This window comes from Pseudomonas mandelii, from assembly GCF_006438925.1.
In the GTDB taxonomy this organism is placed as follows: domain Bacteria; phylum Pseudomonadota; class Gammaproteobacteria; order Pseudomonadales; family Pseudomonadaceae; genus Aquipseudomonas; species Aquipseudomonas mandelii_C.
In genome coordinates this window covers 31,683-50,958 of record NZ_RCZA01000020.1, presented here as the reverse complement: position 1 = coordinate 50,958, position 19,276 = coordinate 31,683, and the positions used below count along the sequence as shown (strand labels likewise).

The window sequence follows — 19,276 nt, the reverse complement described above, 5'->3', positions numbered from 1 at the left end:
CCCTTGGCGATCGGCAGCAGCACCCGGACCATTTCCTGCCACAGCGTGGCACCGTCGAGGCGCGCGGCTTCGAGGATGTCCTTGGGGATGTCTTTGAAGTAGGTGTAAATCATCCAGACCACGATCGGCAGGTTGATCAGCGTGTAGATCACGATCAGCGCGATGCGCGTATCGAGCAGGCCGAAACTTTTGGCCAGCAGGTAGATCGGCATCAGTACGCCCACCGGCGGCAGCATCTTGGTGGAGAGCATCCACAGCAACGTGCCTTTGGTGCGCTTGGTTTCGTAGAACGCCATCGAGTAGGCCGCCGGCACCGCGATCAGCAGGCACAGGGCCGTGGCGCTGAACGAAATCACCACCGAGTTCCAGGCGAAACTGAAGTAATCGCTGCGCTCGTTGATGTGCAGGTAGTTCTCCAGCGTGGGCGTGAAGAGGAACTGCGGCGGCGTGGCGAAGGCATCGATTTCGGTTTTGAAACTGGTCATCACCATCCAGAAGATCGGGAAGAAGATCAGGATCGCGATGGCCCAGGCCAGGGTGCCGAGCAGCAGGCTTTGCAGACGGCGGGATTGTTGAAGGGTCATGGCGCAGGCCTCAGGCTTTGTCTGTCAGGTTTTTGCCGATCATGCGCACCAGCACGATGGCGGCGATGTTGGCGATCACCACCGCGATCAAACCACCGGCGGACGCCATGCCGACGTCGAACTGCACCAGCGCCTGGTTGTAGATCAGGTAGGCGAGGTTGGTCGAGGCGTAGCCGGGACCTCCGTTGGTGGTGGTGAAGATTTCGGCGAACACCGAGAGCAGGAAGATGGTTTCGATCATCACCACGACGGCAATCGGCCGGGCCAGGTGCGGCAGGGTCAGGTGCCAGAAAATCGCGATCGGCCCGGCACCGTCGAGGCGCGCGGCTTCTTTCTGTTCCTGGTCGAGGGACTGCATGGCGGTCATCAGAATCAGGATGGCGAACGGCAGCCATTGCCAGGACACAATGATGATGATCGACAGCAACGGGTAGTGCGCCAGCCAGTCCACCGGCTGCGCGCCGAACAGCTTCCAGACGTAGGCGAGGATCCCCGACACCGGATGGAAAATCAGGTTCTTCCAGATCAGCGCACCGACGGTGGGCATGATGAAAAACGGCGAGATCAGCATCACCCGGACGATGCCGCGACCGAGAAACTCACTGGCCTCCAGCAGCGCACTGATCAACACGCCGAACACCACGCTGATCACTAGCACACTGCCGACCAGCAACAAGGTATTGGTGGCGCCGGGCAGGAACCCCGAGTCGCTGAGGAAGTAGCTGAAGTTCTCCAGCCCGACGAACGCGTTCTCGCCGGGGTAGAGCAGGTTGTAGCGGATCAGCGAGAAGTACACGGTCATGCCCAGCGGCACGATCATCCACAGCAGCAACAACGCCACCGAGGGGCTGACCAGGAACCAGCCGGGGTTGGCCAACCGGCTTTTACGCACCGGTTGGGGAATGTCCATGTGAGCTTTGGCAGTTGAAATATTCATGGCGATAGAACCAATTAAGAACAGGTGCATGAAGATCAAATGTGGGAGCGACGGTGCGGCGATCCGACCTGCTCGCGAAGAGGTCGGTACATCCGATGCCTCTTTGGCGATTGGAACATCGCTTTCGCGAGCAGGCTCGCTCCCACAATAGGTTGCGGGTTACTTGGGGTAACCGGCGCGCTTCATTTCACGTTCGGTGGTTTGTTGGGCAGCGGTCAGGGCCTGGTCAACCGTGGTCTGGCCGATCAGTGCCGCCGAGAACAGCTTGCCGACCTGGGTACCCACGGCCTGGAACTCAGGAATGGTCACCAACTGAATGCCGATATAGGGCACGGGTTTGAGGGTCGGTTTGCTCGGGTCCGCGGCTTTCAGCGACTCCAGAGTCACCTTGGCGAATGGCGCAGCCTTCATGTACTCATCGCTGTACGTCGAGGCGCGGGTACCTGGCGGCACGTTGGCAATGCCGTCTTTCTCTGCAACCAAAGCACCGTATTCCTTGGAAGTAGCCCAGGCGCTGAAGGTTTTCGCGGCGTCCTTGGCCTTGGAACTGGTCGGAATCGCCAGCGCCCAGGAATACAACCAGGCCGAGCCCTTGTCGGTGGTCTCGTGCGGTGCGTAGGTGAAGCCGACGTGGTCGCTGACCTTGCTTTGGGTCTTGTCGGTGACGAACGAACCGGCAACACTGGCATCGACCCAGATCGCGCATTTGCCGCTGTTGAACAGCGCGAGGTTTTCGTTGAAACCGTTGCTCGACGCACCCGGCGGGCCGGATTTCTTCATGGTATCAACGTAGAAGTTGAGCGCGTTTTTCCACTCGGGGCCGGTGAATTCCGGCTTCCACTGCTCATCGAACCAGCGCGCACCATAGGCATTGGCGACGGTGGTGATCAGCGCCATGTTCTCGCCCCAACCGGCTTTGCCGCGCAGGCAGATACCGTACTGTTCTTTATCCTTATTGGTGAGTTTGCTGGCGAATTCGCTGATCTGGGTCCAGGTCGGATGCTCGGGCATGGTCAGCCCGGCGTCCTTGAACAGGTCGGTACGGTAATAGGTGATGGAGCTCTCGGCGTAGAAGGGCAAGGCATACAGCGAACCCTTGACCGACAAGCCTTCACGCACCGATGGGAACACGTCGTCGAGGGCGTAACTGGCCGGCAAGTCCTTCATCGGCTCCAGCCAACCTTTGGCGCCCCAGAGTGCGGCTTCGTACATGCCGATGGTCAACACATCGAACTGCCCGCCCTGAGTAGCGATGTCGGTGGTCAGGCGTTGGCGCAGCACATTTTCTTCCAGCACCACCCAATTTAGCTTGATGTCCGGATGCTCGGCCTCGAAGGTTTTCGAGAGTTTTTGCATGCGGATCATGTCGCTGTTGTTGACGGTGGCGATGGTCAGGGTCTGGGCGCCGAGGCTGACGCTGCTGAGGGTCATGCAGGTGAGGGCAAGCAGAGCTTTTACAGAAGGTTGCATCGTGCACTCCTTTTCTGCACCCGGCGGGTTACAGAAGGACAGTTATTGTTTTTGTGTCTTCCGACGGCAGGAAGAATGTGCACTGATTACAGCCTTCTATTGATGACGTGACAAATCATCCATCGCACTTGAATCGATACTATTTTGCACTGGTGTTTGGAGGGAGAGGTGCAGGGAACGGCTTTTTTGCCGTTAATCAGTATTGATTCTGTACAGGTTTTCGGGCCCCAAGATCAAAAGATCGCAGGCTTCGCCAGCTCCTACATTGGAATGCGATCCCCTGAAGGAGCTGGCGCAGCCTGCGATCTTTTGATCTTTCTTTAACCGAGGTTTTGTTCGGTCAACCGCTGCACCGCCAGCCGCCGGTAGTGCGATGGCGTCATGCCCTTGAGTTGCTGAAAGCGCCGATTGAAATTGGAAATATTGTTGAAACCCGATTCGAAACACACATCGGTTACCGGTTTGTCACCGTCGGCCAACAGCTCACAGGATTTGCTGATGCGCAGCCGATTGACGAACTCGATGAAGCACCGGCCGGTGGCTTGCTTGAACACTCGACTGAAATAAGTCGGCTTCATGCCCAAGTGCTCGGCGACTTCCTCCAGCGGCAGTTCCCGAGCGTAATGCGCGAAGATGTAATCCACCGCCCGGTTAGTGCGATCGATATTGTGCTCGTCGGCCAATTGCGGCGTCGTGGCCCCAGACAGCAACTGAAAGTCGTCAGAGGCGGCCAGCAACTCCAGCAGAATGAAAAAGTGCCCGAGGCGTGTCACACCTTTGGTATCGGCGATGCGCTGCATCAAGGTCATGGCCTGGCGGATGGTGCGCTTGCAGCGAAACTCGATGCCGTACTGGGCGCGCTCCAACAGCGGTGCAAGCGTTTTGAGCTCGGCAAACACCAAGTGGCCGCTGTCGAATAACTCATCCGTGAAGTTGACCAGCATGTCGCGCTTGGGCACCACTTCGTCTTCGGCCACCTGGCTGATCCAGTTGTGGGGCAGGTTGGGGCCGGTGAGGAACAGCGATTCCGGATAGAAGTTACCGATGTAGTCGCCGATGAACACTTTGCCGGAGCTGGCGACGATCAGGTGCAGTTCGTATTCCTTGTGAAAATGCCAACGCACCAACGGGCAGGGAAATCCGTGCTGGCGATAGATGATGGACAACCCGTTATGGTCGTCCATCAGTTCGTAGGAGGGGTCTGTCACGCGGGCTGTTCGGGTCATGTCAGGGTGCTTTTCTTGTTATCGCTATTCGATCATGCCTCTTTTGGCGCCTGCTGTGCCAGCCTGCCACGACTTTCGCTTAGGCCTGCTCGTGCAGCCTGTCTCCGTAACCGGGCGCGAAAATTGTTAATTTCGCTTGCTCGCTTTCGTCAGGTTTACAGTTCGGCAATAAGAGACAATGTTGGACTCTTCAATAAAATCGACGTTGATGATGTTGCACTTTGACGCCCAGTCGCTTTTCTTCGGATCGAACCAGGAATTAAGCTTGTCATGAATATCCACGGGGCCACCGAGAGCGCTGTAACTGGTGGCGGAAAGCGACCACGGCGTCCATGTGCCCGGCGGGTATTTCAGCACATTAATAATGTGCTTTTCCAAGTTCGCGGTACTGGTAATACCGCTGCCAGACCATTTGTGCCCGATCTGCTCGTGAAATACATTTCGATCAAGCGCACTGTGCCATGGGGCCGCGACCAAAATTCTTTGTTCAGAGCTGATTTGTTTGAGTTGACGAAGACTCAGAGACCGGTTTTGGGTAGGGATTATGCGATGGCCGAGAAAGTGCATCATCATTCTGTTGAAGTAAGCGAAATCAAACTGATCCCCCTTCAGGTCATGAAAGTCCAGGATGATGAATTCGTTGGGGTTCTCCTGAAGAAAGTCTTCCACGTCGGTTACAAGGTGCCCCAAGGTACGACCATTGCGGTAACTGTTGTGATGAATGCAGAATTTCCCGAGTCCCGGCGCGCCAGCGTCATACATTAAACGGATATCGAGTGCTCGAGAGCCGTGCTTCAGCTGGGCATAAAACGATTGGTGCTGACAGGCGAGCCAGTGGGCGCCTGGAATCAGCGGCCAGGATGCTTTCCAGTCGCTGCCCGCGTTATGGGTGCCTGGCAGCGTCAATTCGCTGAGCGACAATGTATCAATTGCCGGAGTAGCGGCCATCCAGTTGTTAAGTGCGTGGTTGTTCTGAACAAAGTTGTCCATTTGATGCATCCTTGCATTGATTTATTATGAGTAGGTCGTTGTGCCGAACTTAACTAAACAAGTTAAAGTTCGGTCGAGTATTTATAAAGGAGGGTATTAAGCTTGGTCAATAATAGTGGTAATGCGAAATGTTTGTTGTTGGGGTAAGTGCTATAGTGGATTTCGATTCTTTGCCTCAATCCATTGCGCCATGTATTGCGTACTTTTGTGATGGTGATGACGCAACATGCTACCCGTAAAATTATCACTTCTAAGTTGCGTCAGGTGTTGTTGGCAGTACACCAGCTTTTCGATCAATGCCGGGCCATGTTCGGACTGCCGATAACGATCGGCCAGCAATGTCTTCCCTTGGGATTGGGCGTTCGTCCACAGAGCCTCGTCCTTGTACAGCTGAACCGCGCAATCGGCGAACGCCTGTGCTGTTCGGGTCACAGCCCCCGGCCAGAGATGTTCGCCATGCATCGCTTCTGCGCCGATTGGTGTTGTGATCGTGGGCGTGCCACACAACATGGCGTCGACAATCTTGCCTTTGATGCCGGCACCGAAGCGTAAAGGTGCCAGGCAAATCCGTGCACCAGACATGACTTCTAACGCGTCTTCCGCCCAGTTCATTACATGAAAACCCTGGCTGGCGTTGTGCAGCGCAGTCGCCTTGGGCGGTGTGTAAGCGCCATATATATGTAACTGAGCGCTGGGCAGCTGCTCGCGGATCAGCGGCCAGATCGTGGTTTTCATCCAGAGCACCGCATCCCAGTTGGGCGCATGACGGAAGTTGCCGATGCTGAGAAAGTGCGCGCGGTCTTCAAAAGAAACCGGTGGCACGCTCGGTAGATCGACCATCAGCGGGCACCAGTGCAGCAAGTGGCGCGGCATCTTGAATTGCTCGACCAGCAACTCGATCTCTATTTCGGAAATCATCAGATTCAAGTCGCAACGATAAATCGCTGCGATTTCCCGTTTGGCCAGATCGGTCTCGGCCATGAGCTCAAACTCTTCACGTAACGCCGGCGCGAACAGTTCATTGAAGTCATTGGCGTCGTCACTAGCCTTCAAACGCTCCTTGAGGCGTTGATGGCGGGCATCCCGCAGGCTTTGCAGGTCGGAGGTCTCAAGCACGCGCAAGGCATCGGGGCAGTGCTTCTCGACGCGCCAGCCGAACTGTTCTTCCATCATGAACCGATCGAACAGAACGATATCCGGGGCCAGTTCGCTGATGAACGTGTCGAAACTGCTGTTGTTCAATTCGATCGGGACTTCGCGAATGCCCAGGACCGTCAGGTCTGCCCGGTGTTCGCCGGTGCCGGCCGGGCTACTGAACGTAATGTCCCAGCCTTGCTGCAAGAAGGTCTCGAGAATTTGCATCATGTGCCCACCGGCCGCTGAAGAGCGGGGCTCGGGCCAGACATAACCAATGACCAGGACTTTGGTTGCGTGGGGCTGGGTCATGAACAGTGATCCTTTGCAGCAAGCGAGGGGGCAAAAAAGGGCGCAATTAAACCACAGTACAGTAGTGGTCGCATGCGCCTGGTTTCAGTAACTCGGTATGTCTGGAACTCAGAGAATGTTGATTTTTACCAGTGTCTGCCCACTGATGTATCCATGGTTGGCATTTTTGAGTGCCGCTTTCATGGTCGCTATATTCTGCTGATACGCTTGCTTGTTGGTCTTTAATTGGCTTAGCAGCGATGTCGTCAATGCAAACGAGTCGGCATTTTTAAACGCCGTGCCGCGGTTGTAGTTAGTATTTGGAAAACTCGGCAGGCCCATGGATGTCTTGCCGTTGGCGAGATTCAGGAGTGGACTTACGTCCAATTGCTGAGAACCACGCTGAAATATTCCGCTGTCTTCAGCGTAGGCGAAATCTTTGGTTTTCGGCGTGCCGTGGAAAATTTCATGAACGAAAGTATCGGCAGTGACGCCCGGGTTGAAATGATCCCTGCGATAAGCCTCGTTGAAGTTGTTGCTGTGGACCCGGAAGAATTCGTTATTGGCATTTTGCGCCTTGTTGCCGGTCTTCCAATCGTTGTAGAGCCCCCAATGCAGCTCGGCTACTGCGTCGCTTTCTTTACCGCTGTCGAAGATGAAGTTGCCGGGTTTGATAGTTGAAAGATCCTCTTTAACTGCAATCAGGTAGTCGCGGTAAGTACTTCGGGCAGCAGAAGAGTCATTCGCAAGCAGAAGGTCAAGAGCCGCATTCGATTCCTGAACCAGCGTTGGGTCATTCAATACGTTGATGGCATCGTCTACTTTTCTGCTGGCGAGTGGTAAACCTTCTTTGATCACTGTACGAGCGTAGCTATTAGGCATGACTTTATGCCAGCGTGGGGTGGGCAGTTTAAGTTTGAAATCAAAACCCTTCAGTTTGGCACCCCAAGGTTCGCCAAATCGGTTCAGAGCGTACCATTCGTCATTGTGGCGTATACCCCATACCTGGAAGGTATCCAGGGAAGTTTGCGCGGGGCGCCAGGTTCCCAGACGAATGATGTCTGGATCGACGGCTTTGGCCAATTGCTTGAATGGAGGCTGACCCGTCAACTGGCGAAGATCGGAAATGGCGTTTTCCAAGGCCGCAACACTCCCGTTAAAACCTTTGCGCAACAGTTTTGCGCCACCTATAAGCAAATCCGTGACGCCATCCAGCGGATTTAGCAAGCTGCTCACCAGGCCCAGGCCAGTCTTGGCCATGGCGCTGGCTTTCGTTGCAAGGGTCATGCTCCTGACGGCAAGACTGGCTACCTTAGCGATGACCCCGACCACCAACAGAAGTGTCATCGCCGCTTCCAGGGTGCAGGCAGCTACTCCTTGGAACTGTCGATCCGGATCGTCTGAACTGATGTCTTCAATGCATGATTTGAACGGTACGATAATATTGAGAAACGTGTTCAACCCTTGTTCGCGTTCTGCGCGCAATGCTTCCAGCCGGGTTTGTCCCCAACATTCTTTTACCAACTCATCGTAGGTTGCGATTGGCCGGTGCTTGAGCACGAAGTTCACGAGCGGGTCGAATTCACTTGAATAGAAACTTTGGTAATAGCCTTTGCTTTCAATGTTCGAAGGCAGGGGTGTCGCTGATAGCTCACCGATTTTTTCAATAACGCCACGACTGGTATTGACGAGGCCAGGTGTAACTCCATGGGTGTAGCACTCGATGTCCGTGGGCAGTTGATGCACCGGTGCCGGGTGGAAGTGGTTTTCTTTAATGGTGCGGGGGCTTGTATGTAACAGGTTCTCCCTTTCGACCAGCTCAGTCAGTTTCGTGTTTTCACGGCAGACTCCGTGCAAGGTGAACAGCTCATAACAACTCAGTCGTCCTTCGAATAAGGTACACATCACCACACCGTAACGACCGGTGGCCTGCTCTTTGTCTTTCTGACTCTCCATGGGAACCCGATTCGGCACTTTCAGTATGACATCAAGGGTTGACGATATTGGATTCATGGGGGGGCGGGTGATTGGATGAAGAGTGGCGACTGAAGGCCTTATAGAGAATATCGTCACCTGTCCGTGCAGCAGCCGAGCCCGATCAGGAAGTGGCAAGGATGTAAGGGCCAGTTTCAAATGCGTGCTCATGGCCTGTGTATGCGGTACATAGTTTCGATTGAATTGGCGGTAAAACTCTCCATCCGGAGAAATCAGATTGGGGAGCATCTTTGGAAACGCTTTATAAATACTCTCTCCATGCTTCAAGTCCCAATCACCTGTCTGCAGGTCGTTGGACATGAGCAGGTCTACAGGGGATATGAGGAACGGTTTGGCATAGGCGTCTTCCAGCGTTCGATTGCGCTTTTGGTGAAGGACGTCATCTTCAAGATAGGTGCATCCCTTGGCGACTTGCTGGAGGATGTCCAGGGCGACGCTCTTGCGGGTCGGCAAGGGGCGAGACAACGTTTCAGCCGTTTCAGCAAAGGTTTTCGCATGGCGGGCGTAAGCGGCCACTGCCACTTCAAGCGAATCCTTGACCGACCGGTTCACTTCATCATGGGTGACGATACCGTTGAGCAACGCCCAGTCGATCACTGGATCTACAGCAGCCAAGGCATTGAGTGCCTGTTGCGACTCGGTGACTGGGTCGGACTTCATCAGGTGTTGTATTTGCGCATGGGTCATTGAGCGCGACGATCCCGGTGAAATGATTTCCTGCACCGCGATGGTCCGGCAGTAATCAACCCATTGCGGGGTGCCTAATAGCAGAGTAGGCGGCAAGTCCTTGACCAGGAACTCCGGCGCGGTGCCGGCCAGCAATAAATGCGAGGCCAGTGCCGCGTTATGTTCAGTGATCCCGTGGTTATCGATCAGGTGTCTTTCGAATTCCGTTTGAACACTGGCGAAAGACTTCTCTATGTGTTGGGCTGCATAGAGATCGAAACCGGCCACTTGATTGCGCGGCTCTTGCTCCCCGACCATCGGATGGAGATCTAACAGTAGCGCGGTCAAAAGTATTTGCTGAAGAGACTCATCCGATAAGGGCTGATGATCTTGCGCACCATACCAATCCAGGTCCCGTACAAAACTTTTTGCCCAGATTAGAGCAATGGAGCTGGAAACAAGTGTTTTCAGATAATACTCCGCACCCGCTCGTTTGAAGGGAGTGGATCGTCCACCCAGAATAGTGTCTGACAGATGCTCCAGTAATGACTTGCCTTTGGTGTGTTCCTTGATAAGTGCTCGAAGTCGGCTGCACTGTGCTGATGACATAGTGAGCGAATTGTTTTCCCCGACCTGTATCATTTCCCAATAGTTACCGAATGGCGGACTGACGGGATGTTGCTGTTCCAGGAATGCAATCAGGTTCTGGGCATCGATGAGCGTCCGAGGGAGGAGGTAACGATGGAATCTCAACCATTGAGTCATGCTGACTTGATCATCAAGGGTGACGACGCCACCGGTCAATTGCGCCATTTCAACCAATACAACAAAGTCATCGTTCAGATCCGGAGCCAGTTTGAAGGCACTCTCGAAACTCAGGGTTCTGCCTGCGTAGTGTGCCTGAACCTGACCATTAGCGGTGACTTCAATCAGTGAATGTTCAGACAGCTGGAGTTTCATCAAAAGATTTTTGAAAGAGGATTTTTCGACCATGTTTCGCAACATGACTCTTGCGGGCTGGAGAGCTTCTTCTAGCGATGAACCAGACTCCAGGGAGATGGAAGCACCCTCCAGACTGATTTCCTTGGAATCACTATAGTCTTGCGCGCGACGCTTTAATTTGCTGAGAAGCTCCAGGCGTTCGATATTGTCTTTTTGACTGTTGTGATCTTGTGGCGGGATATAAGATGAAGGTCGTGATAAGTGTCGTTGAAAGGTATTGGTTGTGTTTCTATTGGTCATGGTAAATCCATTTATCTCTGGGTGGTATGTTTGAGGCATCCTCTTTTAATGTTTGAGTGATGGCAAGTTGGCGTATGTAAGTGTGTGTTGCATTTGTCTGAAAATAATTATGGCTTTAGTTGGTTTTCATGTTGTCAGTGTGCAAATTTTTTCGCTGTAACTAGCAATAGCTCAGGTGATTTTAAATAATGCTTTCCACTTTATTCCGCAGTGATCAATGGAAAACGGCTTGCCGATCACGTGCATGCCGTCAGGCGCAAGAAAATGGATGACCGAGAACAGTCTAGGAAACACGACAACCCCACAGAGCAAAAGGGTTGAGATTGTCGTGTCTTGATTTACTGACCCGGGGTGGCAGGTAGCGTTCTGCAAAACGCCTCATCGGCGGGTGGTGCCTGATTCGGATACGTATCCGGAAGAACCTTGACCATCGTCGTTTCGACAACGCCGTCCGCGTACTCAGCTTCGAAGAACTCTGCGCTCCAACCCACCTTCGGAGCACGGAGAGTCGTCTGGACGTCCGTTGAGGCCGGCAATTGTGCTGCGGTGTAGCGCACGCCGCAGTTGTACCGGAAGTCCCGAGCCTTCGGGTTGTGGGCTGTCCACCGGGTCATCCTGATCGGTATTTCGGACAAGGTCAGGTGCAACTGGGTCGATGCGGCGTCCAGGCGCTGTTCCTGTGTCTTTAACCTTGGTGCGGTATTGCCGGTCTGCCGCCGCTTGATATAAGGAATCAGGTTCGCTTCAACAAACGCCCGCACATCGTGGGCGGAATTGGGAATGACCCGAAGTGTATTGTCACCCGGCAGGTCCACAAGATACTGGCGTGAAGCATCCGGGATGAAGAAGTCATCGCCACTGGCGTTGACGATGTATTTCGGGATCTTCAAGCGGTCGGTGTAGCCGGACAGATTCCGATAGGTCATCGGATCTTCGACCTGCATCAGCTTCTTGAACGGCTCGGTCTCGCGTTGGGCGATCACACCTTGCATGTAGTAGTCGATGTACGCCAGTGGCCAGTTACGGCCGTAGGCCAGAAACGTCTGCTCGAACACTTTTTCTGTGTTCAAGACGTCGATGACAAACGGCACGATGCTATCGACGCGTGAGTCCGCAAGGGCGGACAGCCATACCGCCCAGCCGCGTTTCGATGCGCCGGTGGCAAGAAAACTCACCACCTGGCCTGGCTGCGTTTCCTTTTGCGCCAGGTCCATGGCCTTGACCAGCGCTTCCATCATCGGCACATGCAGCGACATAAAGGGCTGTTGTTCCGGGGCCTGCATGAAAAGTTTCCAGCTGTGGGCAACACTGCCATCTTCTGTGCGCGGCACGCCGTCATCGCTGTAGGTCAAATACTGGTTAGGGACATTGCTGACAGCCACGACGATCAAACCGGTTTGCCGGGCAATGTTGAGCAGTGTTTGCTGCGAAAAGTTGTTGGGTGCTCCCGGAGACTCTCCGGGCAAAGGATTGTTGACGCCGTCGTTGGCGACCAGCACAGCGCGCGTACCCTTGACGTTGTCGGGAATGTACAGGTCGACGCCATGAATCCAGTCTGCCGGGGCGACTTGACCGCCCTGGCCCCAGGACTGCGACGTCAGCTCGAAGCGTTGGATGTTGACGCCGGGCTGTTGCTCTTGTCCTTTACTGATGTAGCGCAGCGGTTGCGTCGCTTCGGCTTTGCGATAGCAGCTCAATACCTCGCTGAACGCCTGTCCGCTCTGTTCAAAGCAGTGCTGGGGATTGTCGGAAGAGGCTGACTGGCAACCATATCCGGCGACGAGCATCAGCAATAATCCGCTGATTTTCAAATAACGTGCGTAGCGTTCGGTTCGATTCGGCATGGACTCGGTTCCTTATGAGTGGGAATCACCGGTCCAATCAAACGCCAGGCGGGCGGCCTTTTCTACTGTCAGAGTTGACAGGTCAGCGCCCAAAAACGCCGAAAAATGCAGCCTTACGTCGGTTTATGCACAAACGTGGAGGGGCCAGGAGCCCCAGCAAGCTGCCTCAGACCAGCATGCCTTTGACCTTGTCGCGCAACTGATCAATGGAAAACGGTTTACCAATCACGTGCATACCTTCGGGCACATCAATACTTTCGGCATAACCGCTAGCAAACAGGATGGGCAGCTCGGGGCGCAGCATCCGGGCCTGGGTGGCCAGTTCACGGCCGTCCATCACCGGCAGCCCCACATCGGTCATCATCAAGTCGATGTACTGATCTTCATCGTTGAGAAACTCCAGCGCCTGTTCGCTGCCATCAGCCTCGAGCACCTTGAACTCGAGTTCCTCCAGCACATCGACAATCAGCATGCGCACGATGGCGTCGTCTTCGACGACAAGGATGATGGACGCGGTGGCGGACATAGTGGGGTTCTCAGAGGTTGAGTTCGCGGTTGTCGGTCGATCGAAATCGCCGGGCTCTTGCTTGAGTAAGTGACGGAACGCGACAAGTTCCCACGCGGTAGAAAAAAGAATAGCCGCACAAGTGCTGGCAAGGATAACCGCTCCTTTGCGGTGGAGCAGTGGAATGTAGGATTTTGCGCGAAAAGGTTTCAGAAAAATGGATCAAACCGGCGCTTTTGGGGCAAACTCCTTGGTTTTCAACAGTTCGACAAGGTTTCCCCCATGACCTCCGCGTCTTCGGTTGATGAGCAACGATTTCGTAAACTCCTGAGCCGCAACGTTAGCCTGCCGTTGGGTGTCGGCATACTCAGTGCAGTGTTCTTTGTCTTGCTGATCACTTACCTGCTGTCGGTGATCCAGTGGGTCGAGCACACCGACCGGGTGATCAATAACGCCAATGAATCGATCAAGCTGACTATCGATCTGGAAACCGGTATGCGCGGCTTCCTGCTCACTGGCGACGAGCACTTCCTTGAACCCTACGAAACGGCCAAGCCGCGAATCGCTGTCGCCCTCAATACCTTGCTCGAACTGACCGCGGACAACCCGGTGCAGACCGACCGCCTGCACCGGCTCCAGGCCTTGCAGAATGAGTGGACCACTTACGCGCAGACAATGATCGATTTGCAGCGCGCCAGCGGCGATTACCGCAGCGCGGTCAAGGCCGGGCGCGGCAAGCGGCTGACCGATGAGATCCGCAAGCAATTCGAAGACGTGATCGACATGGAGCAACAGTTGCGCACCACGCGCAACGAGGAAGTGCGCCGCACCACGATCTGGAGCATCAGCCTTTATCTGTTGTTCATCGCCGGGATCAGCGCCTTGCTGGCCTACATTGGCCGTCGGGACTTGCTCAACCTTTCACAAAGTTACAGCGCCAACCTCGCCAAGCAACAGGCCAGCGCCCAGCGTCTGGAACAGCAGGCCTGGCTGCGCAATGGCCAGACCGAACTGGCCGAGCAAGTGCTGGGGCAACTGTCGCTTAACCTGCTGGGGCGCAACATTCTGCAGTTCTGTGCGCAGTACCTGGGCACCGCCGTAGCAGCCATTTATGTCCGTGAAGAGCACGGTGGACTCAAGCGCATTGCCACTTATGGTTTCTCCCGCGAGCAGGAAGCGCGCGAACAACAGATTTACAGCGATGAAGGTATCGTCGGCCAGGTGGCGAACCAGGCTCGCTTGATTCGTCTCGATGACGTACCGAGCGATTACTTCAAAGTCAGCTCTGGCCTGGGCGAAGGCCTGCCGCATAGCGTGCTGGTCGTGCCGACCAGTGACGATGATCGGGTCAACGGTGTGATCGAACTGGGCTTCCTGCGCCCGCTGACGGACCGCGATGTCGAATTGCTTGAACTGATTGCCGGAAACATTGGCACGTCCATCGAGGCTGCTCGCTATCGCCACCGCCTGCAGGAAGTGCTGGCCGAAACCCAGCAGCTCAATGAAGAGCTGCAAGTCCAGCAGGAAGAACTCAAGACCGCCAACGAAGAGCTGGAAGAGCAGTCGCGGATTCTCAAGGAATCTCAGGCGCATCTGGAGACCCAGCAGGTCGAGCTTGAACAAACCAATGAGCAGCTCGCCGAACAGGCGCAGATCCTGGCCGAGCAGCGCGACGCCTTGGACCTGAAGAACACCGAGCTCAATCAGGCCCAGACCCAGCTCGAAGAACGCGCCGAAGAGTTGCAGCGCTCGAGCAAGTACAAGTCTGAATTCCTTGCCAACATGTCCCACGAGTTGCGCACGCCGCTGAACAGCTCGCTGATCCTGGCCAAGTTGCTGGCGGAAAACCCTCAGGAAAACCTCAGCGCCGAGCAGGTCAAGTTTGCCGAGTCAATCTACTCTGCCGGCAATGATTTGCTTAACTTGATCAACGACATTCTCGACATTTCCAAGGTCGAGGCCGGCAAGCTTGAGATGCGACCGGAGAACACCAGCGTCGCGCGTCTGGTGGATGGCTTGCGCGGGATGTTCCAACCCCTGGCGACCGACAAGAAACTGGATTTCCAGGTCGAGGTGCAGGCCGGTGCGCCGATGATGATCTTCACCGACCGCCAGCGTCTGGAGCAGGTGATCAAGAACCTGCTGTCCAATGCGGTGAAATTCACCGAGAAAGGCACTGTCAGCCTGACGGTCGCCAGCCAGCCAGGCGACGGTATCGCCTTTATCATTCGCGATTCGGGGATTGGCATTGCCGCGGATCAGCAGGAAAGCATTTTCGAAGCCTTCCGCCAGGCCGATGGCACCACCAATCGCCGTTACGGCGGAACCGGCCTGGGCTTGTCGATTTCCCGTGATCTGGCGGCCTTGCTCGGCGGTTCCATCAGTGTCACCAGCGAGCCGGGGCAGGGCAGTGTGTTCACCCTGGTTTTACCGCAGCAATACGTTGAACCAGGCGAAGAGCCTGTCGAACCGATGAGAGCCACGCCGGTCGCCATTACACCGAGAGTGGCGACCGCCCCGCTGGTGCCGTTGATTGCCGAAGTCGATATTCCGCGTTTCGACGACGATCGCACCAAGGTGCCATTCGCCACTCGCTGCATTCTGGTGGTGGAAGACGAGCCGAACTTCGCCAATATCCTTTACGACCTGGCGCATGAGCTGGGTTATCAGTGCCTGGTGGCGCACGGGGCGGACGAGGGTTACGACCTGGCCAGGGAGTTCATCCCGGACGCCATTCTGCTGGACATGCGTCTGCCGGATCATTCCGGGCTGACCGTGTTGCAACGTCTGAAAGAGCACGCTGGAACCCGGCACATTCCGGTTCATGTGATCTCCGTCGAAGACCGGGTAGAAGCCGCGATGCACATGGGCGCGATTGGTTACGCGGTCAAACCGACCACCCGCGAAGAGCTGAAGGACGTGTTTGCCCGACTTGAAGCCAAGCTGACCCAGAAGGTCAAACGCGTGCTTCTGGTCGAAGACGACGATGTGCAGCGCGACAGCATTGCCCGATTGATCGGCGATGATGACATTGAAATCACTGCCGTTGGCCTGGCGCAGGATGCGCTGGATCTGCTGCGCACGACGATTTTCGACTGCATGATCATCGACCTGAAGCTGCCGGACATGCTCGGCAACGACCTGCTCAAGCGCATGTCCATGGAAGATATCTGCTCGTTCCCGCCAGTGATCGTCTACACCGGGCGCAACCTGACCCGGGACGAAGAGGCCGAGCTGCGCAAGTATTCGCGCTCGATCATCATCAAGGGCGCGCGCTCGCCAGAGCGTTTGCTGGATGAGGTGACACTCTTTTTGCACAAAGTCGAATCCAGGTTGTCCCATGAACGCCAGAGGATGCTCAAGACCGCGCGCAGTCGCGACAAGGTTTTCGAGGGTCGCAAAGTGCTGCTGGTGGACGACGATGTACGCAATATCTTCGCCCTCACCAGTGCCCTGGAGCAAAAGGGGGCAGTCGTGGTCATCGGCCGGAACGGCCGTGAAGCGATTGAAAGACTGAATGAAGTCGAGGACATCGATCTGGTGTTGATGGACGTGATGATGCCGGAGATGGACGGTTACGAAGCCACCATCGAGATCCGCAAGGACCCGCGCTGGCGCAAGCTGCCGATCATTGCGGTGACGGCCAAGGCCATGAAGGACGATCAGGAGCGCTGCTTGCAAGCCGGCTCCAATGATTACCTGGCCAAGCCCATCGACCTGGATCGCCTGTTCTCGTTGATTCGCGTGTGGTTACCGAAAATGGAACGCATTTAGTGGAACGCAATTTTTCAGTGGAGCGAAATAGCGAAATCGAAATTCGCTTGTTGATCGAAGCGATCTACCTCAAATACAGCTATGACTTTCGCGACTACTCCGGCGCTTCGATCAAGCGCCGGGTCAATCACGCGTTGAGCCAGTTCGAGTGCACGACCATTTCAGCGTTGCAGGAAAAGGTCCTTCACGACCCGACGGCGTTCATGCAGTTGCTGCAACTGCTGACGATCCCGATCAGCGAAATGTTCCGCGACCCTTCGCATTTCCTGGCGATCCGCAAGGAAGTGGTGCCGCTGCTCAAGACTTACCCCTCGATCAAGATCTGGATCGCCGGTTGCAGCACCGGTGAAGAGGTCTATTCGATGGCCATTCTGCTGCGCGAAGAAGGCTTGCTCGATCGCACCATCATCTACGCCACCGACATCAATCCGCGCTCGCTGGACAAGGCCAAGCAAGGGATTTTCTCCATGGAGAATGTCCGCGCCTACACTCATAACTACCAGCAGGCAGGTGGCCAGCGTTCGTTCGCCGACTACTACACGGCGGCCTACGGTTACGCCATTTTCGACAAAACGCTGTGTGAGAACGTGACCTTCGCCGATCACAGTCTGGCGACTGACAGTGTCTTTTCAGAAACTCAATTAATTTCGTGTCGTAATGTTTTGATTTACTTCAATAAAAAGCTTCAGGATCGTGCTTTCGGTTTGTTCCATGAATCCCTTTGTCATCGAGGATTTCTGGTGCTGGGCAGCAAGGAAACCCTGGATTTTTCGGCGTACGGTAACCAGTTCGAACCGTTGGTCAAACAAGAACGGATTTACCGCAAATCATGAACAGTGCAGCGGATTTGCCTTCTATAGAGGCTATCGTGATCGGCGCCTCGGCCGGCGGTGTGGAGGCGTTGCTGAATATCCTCAGCCCATTGCGAGAAGGCTTCAAACTGCCGATCATCGTGGTTTTGCATTTGCCGGACGAACGTCGCAGTCTTCTGGCCGAGGTGTTCGCACGGCGAGTAGCCATGCCTGTACTGGAAGCACGCGACAAGACGCTGGTTCAAGCGGGAACGCTGTATTTCGCGACTCCGGGTTATCACTTGTCGGTGGAGCAGGACCGCAGTTTTTCCTTGAGCCTGGAAGCCCGCGTGAATTATTCGCGACCGGCCATCGACTACCTGTTCGAGTCGGCCGCCGATGCCTACGGTTGCGCCCTGGCCGCGGTGTTGTTGACCGGCGCCAACCGTGATGGCGCCCGCGGCCTGGCCCAGGTCAAGCGCCGTGGTGGCATGACCATCGTTCAGGACCCGGACGAAGCCCAGGTCGCGACCATGCCTCAGGCGGCGCTTGATATACACCAGCCGGACCATATTCTCCCTATTCGCGGCATCGGCCGTCTGCTTGTCGAGCTGGAACGAATCGCATGCTAAGTACTATCCTGGCCAAATTGCTGATCGTCGACGATCTACCGGAGAACTTGTTGGCGCTCGAAGCGTTGATCAGGCGCGAAGACCGTATCGTCTACAAAGCCTTGTCCGCCGACGAAGCCTTGTCGCTGTTGCTGCAACACGAGTTCGCCATGGCCATTCTCGACGTGCAGATGCCCGGCATGAACGGCTTCGAACTGGCCGAGCTGATGCGCGGCACGGAAAAGACCAAGAACATTCCGATCGTGTTCGTCAGTGCGGCCGGTCGTGAGCTGAACTACGCGTTCAAGGGCTACGAAAGCGGCGCTGTGGATTTCCTCTACAAGCCGCTGGATATCCACGCGGTCAAGAGCAAGGTCAACGTGTTCGTCGAACTGTATCGCCAACGCAAGGCGATGAAACAGCAGGTCGAAGAGCTGGAGCAGAGTCGCCGTGAGCAGGAAGCGCTACTCAAGCAGTTACAGAGTACCCAGCTGGAACTGGAGCAAGCGGTGCGCATGCGCGATGACTTCATGTCCATCGTTGCCCATGAACTCCGCACGCCGCTCAATGGCCTGATCCTCGAAACCCAGTTGCGCAAGATGCACCTGGCCCGGGACAACGCTGCGGCGTTCACCCTGGACAAAATGCACGCGATGGTCGATCGCGACGAGCGGCAGATCAAAAGCCTGATCCGCTTGATTGAGGACATGCTCGATGTGTCGCGCATTCGCATCGGCAAGTTGTCGATCCGAACAACGCGCTTCGATCTGTCGGCGCTGGTTCGCGGTTTGTTGCAGAACTTTGCACCGCAGATCGATGCTGCCGAGTCCTCGGTCACCCTGGAGGCCGAGCAACCGGTGGTGGGCAGCTGGGACGAGTTTCGTGTTGAACAGGTGATTTCCAATCTGCTGACCAATGCTTTGCGCTACGGCGCCAAGAGTCCGATCACCGTTAAGGTGTACAGTGAGAGCGGTCAGGCTCGGGTGGAAGTGCGCGATCTAGGGATTGGTATCAGCGAGGAGAACCAGATGCGTATTTTTCAGCAGTTCGAACGCGTCACGGCCAAACACGCTGTCGCGGGGTTGGGCCTGGGATTGTTTATTTCCGAGCAGATTGTGGCCGCCCATGGCGGTTCCATTACCGTCGAAAGCCGGATTGGCGAAGGCGCCTTGTTTCGCGTTTGTCTGCCGCTGTAGGAAAACAGCCAGATAAACGC

At 55.5% G+C, this 19,276-nt stretch carries 13 protein-coding genes; 4 read left to right on the top strand and 9 right to left on the bottom strand.

Translation table 11 applies throughout. The annotated features are described in order from the left end of the window. From EAH74_RS30735 to EAH74_RS30695, 9 genes are all read right to left on the bottom strand, one after another. Positions 1 to 584, bottom strand: a 584-nt coding sequence (locus EAH74_RS30735; protein ID WP_140683966.1) for a carbohydrate ABC transporter permease, incomplete at its 3' end; no start/stop codon positions are given. 10 nt (positions 585 to 594) lie between these two features. Next, on the bottom strand, positions 595 to 1,521 hold the full coding sequence (locus EAH74_RS30730; protein WP_140683964.1) for a carbohydrate ABC transporter permease: 927 nt from the start codon (positions 1,519 to 1,521) through the stop codon (positions 595 to 597). Between the two features lie 159 nt (positions 1,522 to 1,680). After that, entirely contained in the window at positions 1,681 to 2,991 is a 1,311-nt protein-coding gene (locus EAH74_RS30725; protein WP_140683962.1) for an ABC transporter substrate-binding protein, read from the bottom strand. Between the two features lie 320 nt (positions 2,992 to 3,311). Beyond that, positions 3,312 to 4,217 carry an AraC family transcriptional regulator gene (locus EAH74_RS30720; protein WP_140683960.1) on the bottom strand — a complete coding sequence of 302 codons (906 nt, stop codon included), beginning with the start codon at positions 4,215 to 4,217 and terminating at the stop codon, positions 3,312 to 3,314. Between the two features lie 126 nt (positions 4,218 to 4,343). Further along, a complete protein-coding gene (locus tag EAH74_RS30715; RefSeq protein WP_140683958.1) occupies positions 4,344 to 5,207 on the bottom strand; it encodes a phospholipase in 864 nt (287 codons plus the stop codon). Positions 5,208 to 5,357: 150 nt separating this feature from the next. Continuing rightward, on the bottom strand, positions 5,358 to 6,653 hold the full coding sequence (locus tag EAH74_RS30710) for a glycosyltransferase (RefSeq protein WP_140683956.1): 1,296 nt from the start codon (positions 6,651 to 6,653) through the stop codon (positions 5,358 to 5,360). Between the two features lie 108 nt (positions 6,654 to 6,761). Continuing rightward, a complete protein-coding gene (locus EAH74_RS30705; protein ID WP_140683954.1) occupies positions 6,762 to 10,535 on the bottom strand; it encodes a hypothetical protein in 3,774 nt (1,257 codons plus the stop codon). A gap of 338 nt (positions 10,536 to 10,873) precedes the next feature. Then, positions 10,874 to 12,379, bottom strand: coding sequence for a PhoPQ-activated protein PqaA family protein (locus EAH74_RS30700; protein ID WP_140683952.1), 1,506 nt, complete (start codon positions 12,377 to 12,379; stop codon positions 10,874 to 10,876). Between the two features lie 166 nt (positions 12,380 to 12,545). Beyond that, positions 12,546 to 12,905, bottom strand: coding sequence for a response regulator (locus EAH74_RS30695; protein WP_140683950.1), 360 nt, complete (start codon positions 12,903 to 12,905; stop codon positions 12,546 to 12,548). A gap of 261 nt (positions 12,906 to 13,166) precedes the next feature. On the opposite strand from EAH74_RS30695, the gene EAH74_RS30690 reads away from it, so the two are divergent. Genes EAH74_RS30690 through EAH74_RS30675 form a run of 4 tightly spaced genes read left to right on the top strand, consistent with a single transcriptional unit; the run spans position 13,167 to position 19,256 of the window. Further along, positions 13,167 to 16,658, top strand: a complete 3,492-nt coding sequence (locus EAH74_RS30690; protein WP_140683948.1) for a response regulator — start codon at positions 13,167 to 13,169, stop codon at positions 16,656 to 16,658. After that, a complete protein-coding gene (locus tag EAH74_RS30685) occupies positions 16,658 to 17,491 on the top strand; it encodes a CheR family methyltransferase (protein WP_140683946.1) in 834 nt (277 codons plus the stop codon). Before EAH74_RS30690 ends, EAH74_RS30685 begins: the two co-directional genes overlap by 1 nt. Next, on the top strand, positions 17,488 to 18,081 hold the full coding sequence (locus tag EAH74_RS30680) for a chemotaxis protein CheB (protein WP_140683944.1): 594 nt from the start codon (positions 17,488 to 17,490) through the stop codon (positions 18,079 to 18,081). Before EAH74_RS30685 ends, EAH74_RS30680 begins: the two co-directional genes overlap by 4 nt. Continuing rightward, a complete protein-coding gene (locus tag EAH74_RS30675; protein WP_140683943.1) occupies positions 18,075 to 19,256 on the top strand; it encodes a hybrid sensor histidine kinase/response regulator in 1,182 nt (393 codons plus the stop codon). Before EAH74_RS30680 ends, EAH74_RS30675 begins: the two co-directional genes overlap by 7 nt. Positions 19,257 to 19,276 lie beyond the last annotated feature (20 nt).

What these genes read in the sequence shown, in the direction of transcription:
- EAH74_RS30730 (WP_140683964.1), bottom strand. Translation starts at nt 1,521, where the DNA reads ATGAATATTTCAACTGCCAAAGCTCACATGGACATTCCCCAACCGGTG.
- EAH74_RS30725 (WP_140683962.1), bottom strand. Translation starts at nt 2,991, where the DNA reads ATGCAACCTTCTGTAAAAGCTCTGCTTGCCCTCACCTGCATGACCCTC.
- EAH74_RS30720 (WP_140683960.1), bottom strand. Translation starts at nt 4,217, where the DNA reads ATGACCCGAACAGCCCGCGTGACAGACCCCTCCTACGAACTGATGGAC.
- EAH74_RS30715 (WP_140683958.1), bottom strand. Translation starts at nt 5,207, where the DNA reads ATGGACAACTTTGTTCAGAACAACCACGCACTTAACAACTGGATGGCC.
- EAH74_RS30710 (WP_140683956.1), bottom strand. Translation starts at nt 6,653, where the DNA reads ATGACCCAGCCCCACGCAACCAAAGTCCTGGTCATTGGTTATGTCTGG.
- EAH74_RS30705 (WP_140683954.1), bottom strand. Translation starts at nt 10,535, where the DNA reads ATGACCAATAGAAACACAACCAATACCTTTCAACGACACTTATCACGA.
- EAH74_RS30700 (WP_140683952.1), bottom strand. Translation starts at nt 12,379, where the DNA reads ATGCCGAATCGAACCGAACGCTACGCACGTTATTTGAAAATCAGCGGA.
- EAH74_RS30695 (WP_140683950.1), bottom strand. Translation starts at nt 12,905, where the DNA reads ATGTCCGCCACCGCGTCCATCATCCTTGTCGTCGAAGACGACGCCATC.
- EAH74_RS30690 (WP_140683948.1), top strand. Translation starts at nt 13,167, where the DNA reads ATGACCTCCGCGTCTTCGGTTGATGAGCAACGATTTCGTAAACTCCTG.
- EAH74_RS30680 (WP_140683944.1), top strand. Translation starts at nt 17,488, where the DNA reads ATGAACAGTGCAGCGGATTTGCCTTCTATAGAGGCTATCGTGATCGGC.
- EAH74_RS30675 (WP_140683943.1), top strand. Translation starts at nt 18,075, where the DNA reads ATGCTAAGTACTATCCTGGCCAAATTGCTGATCGTCGACGATCTACCG.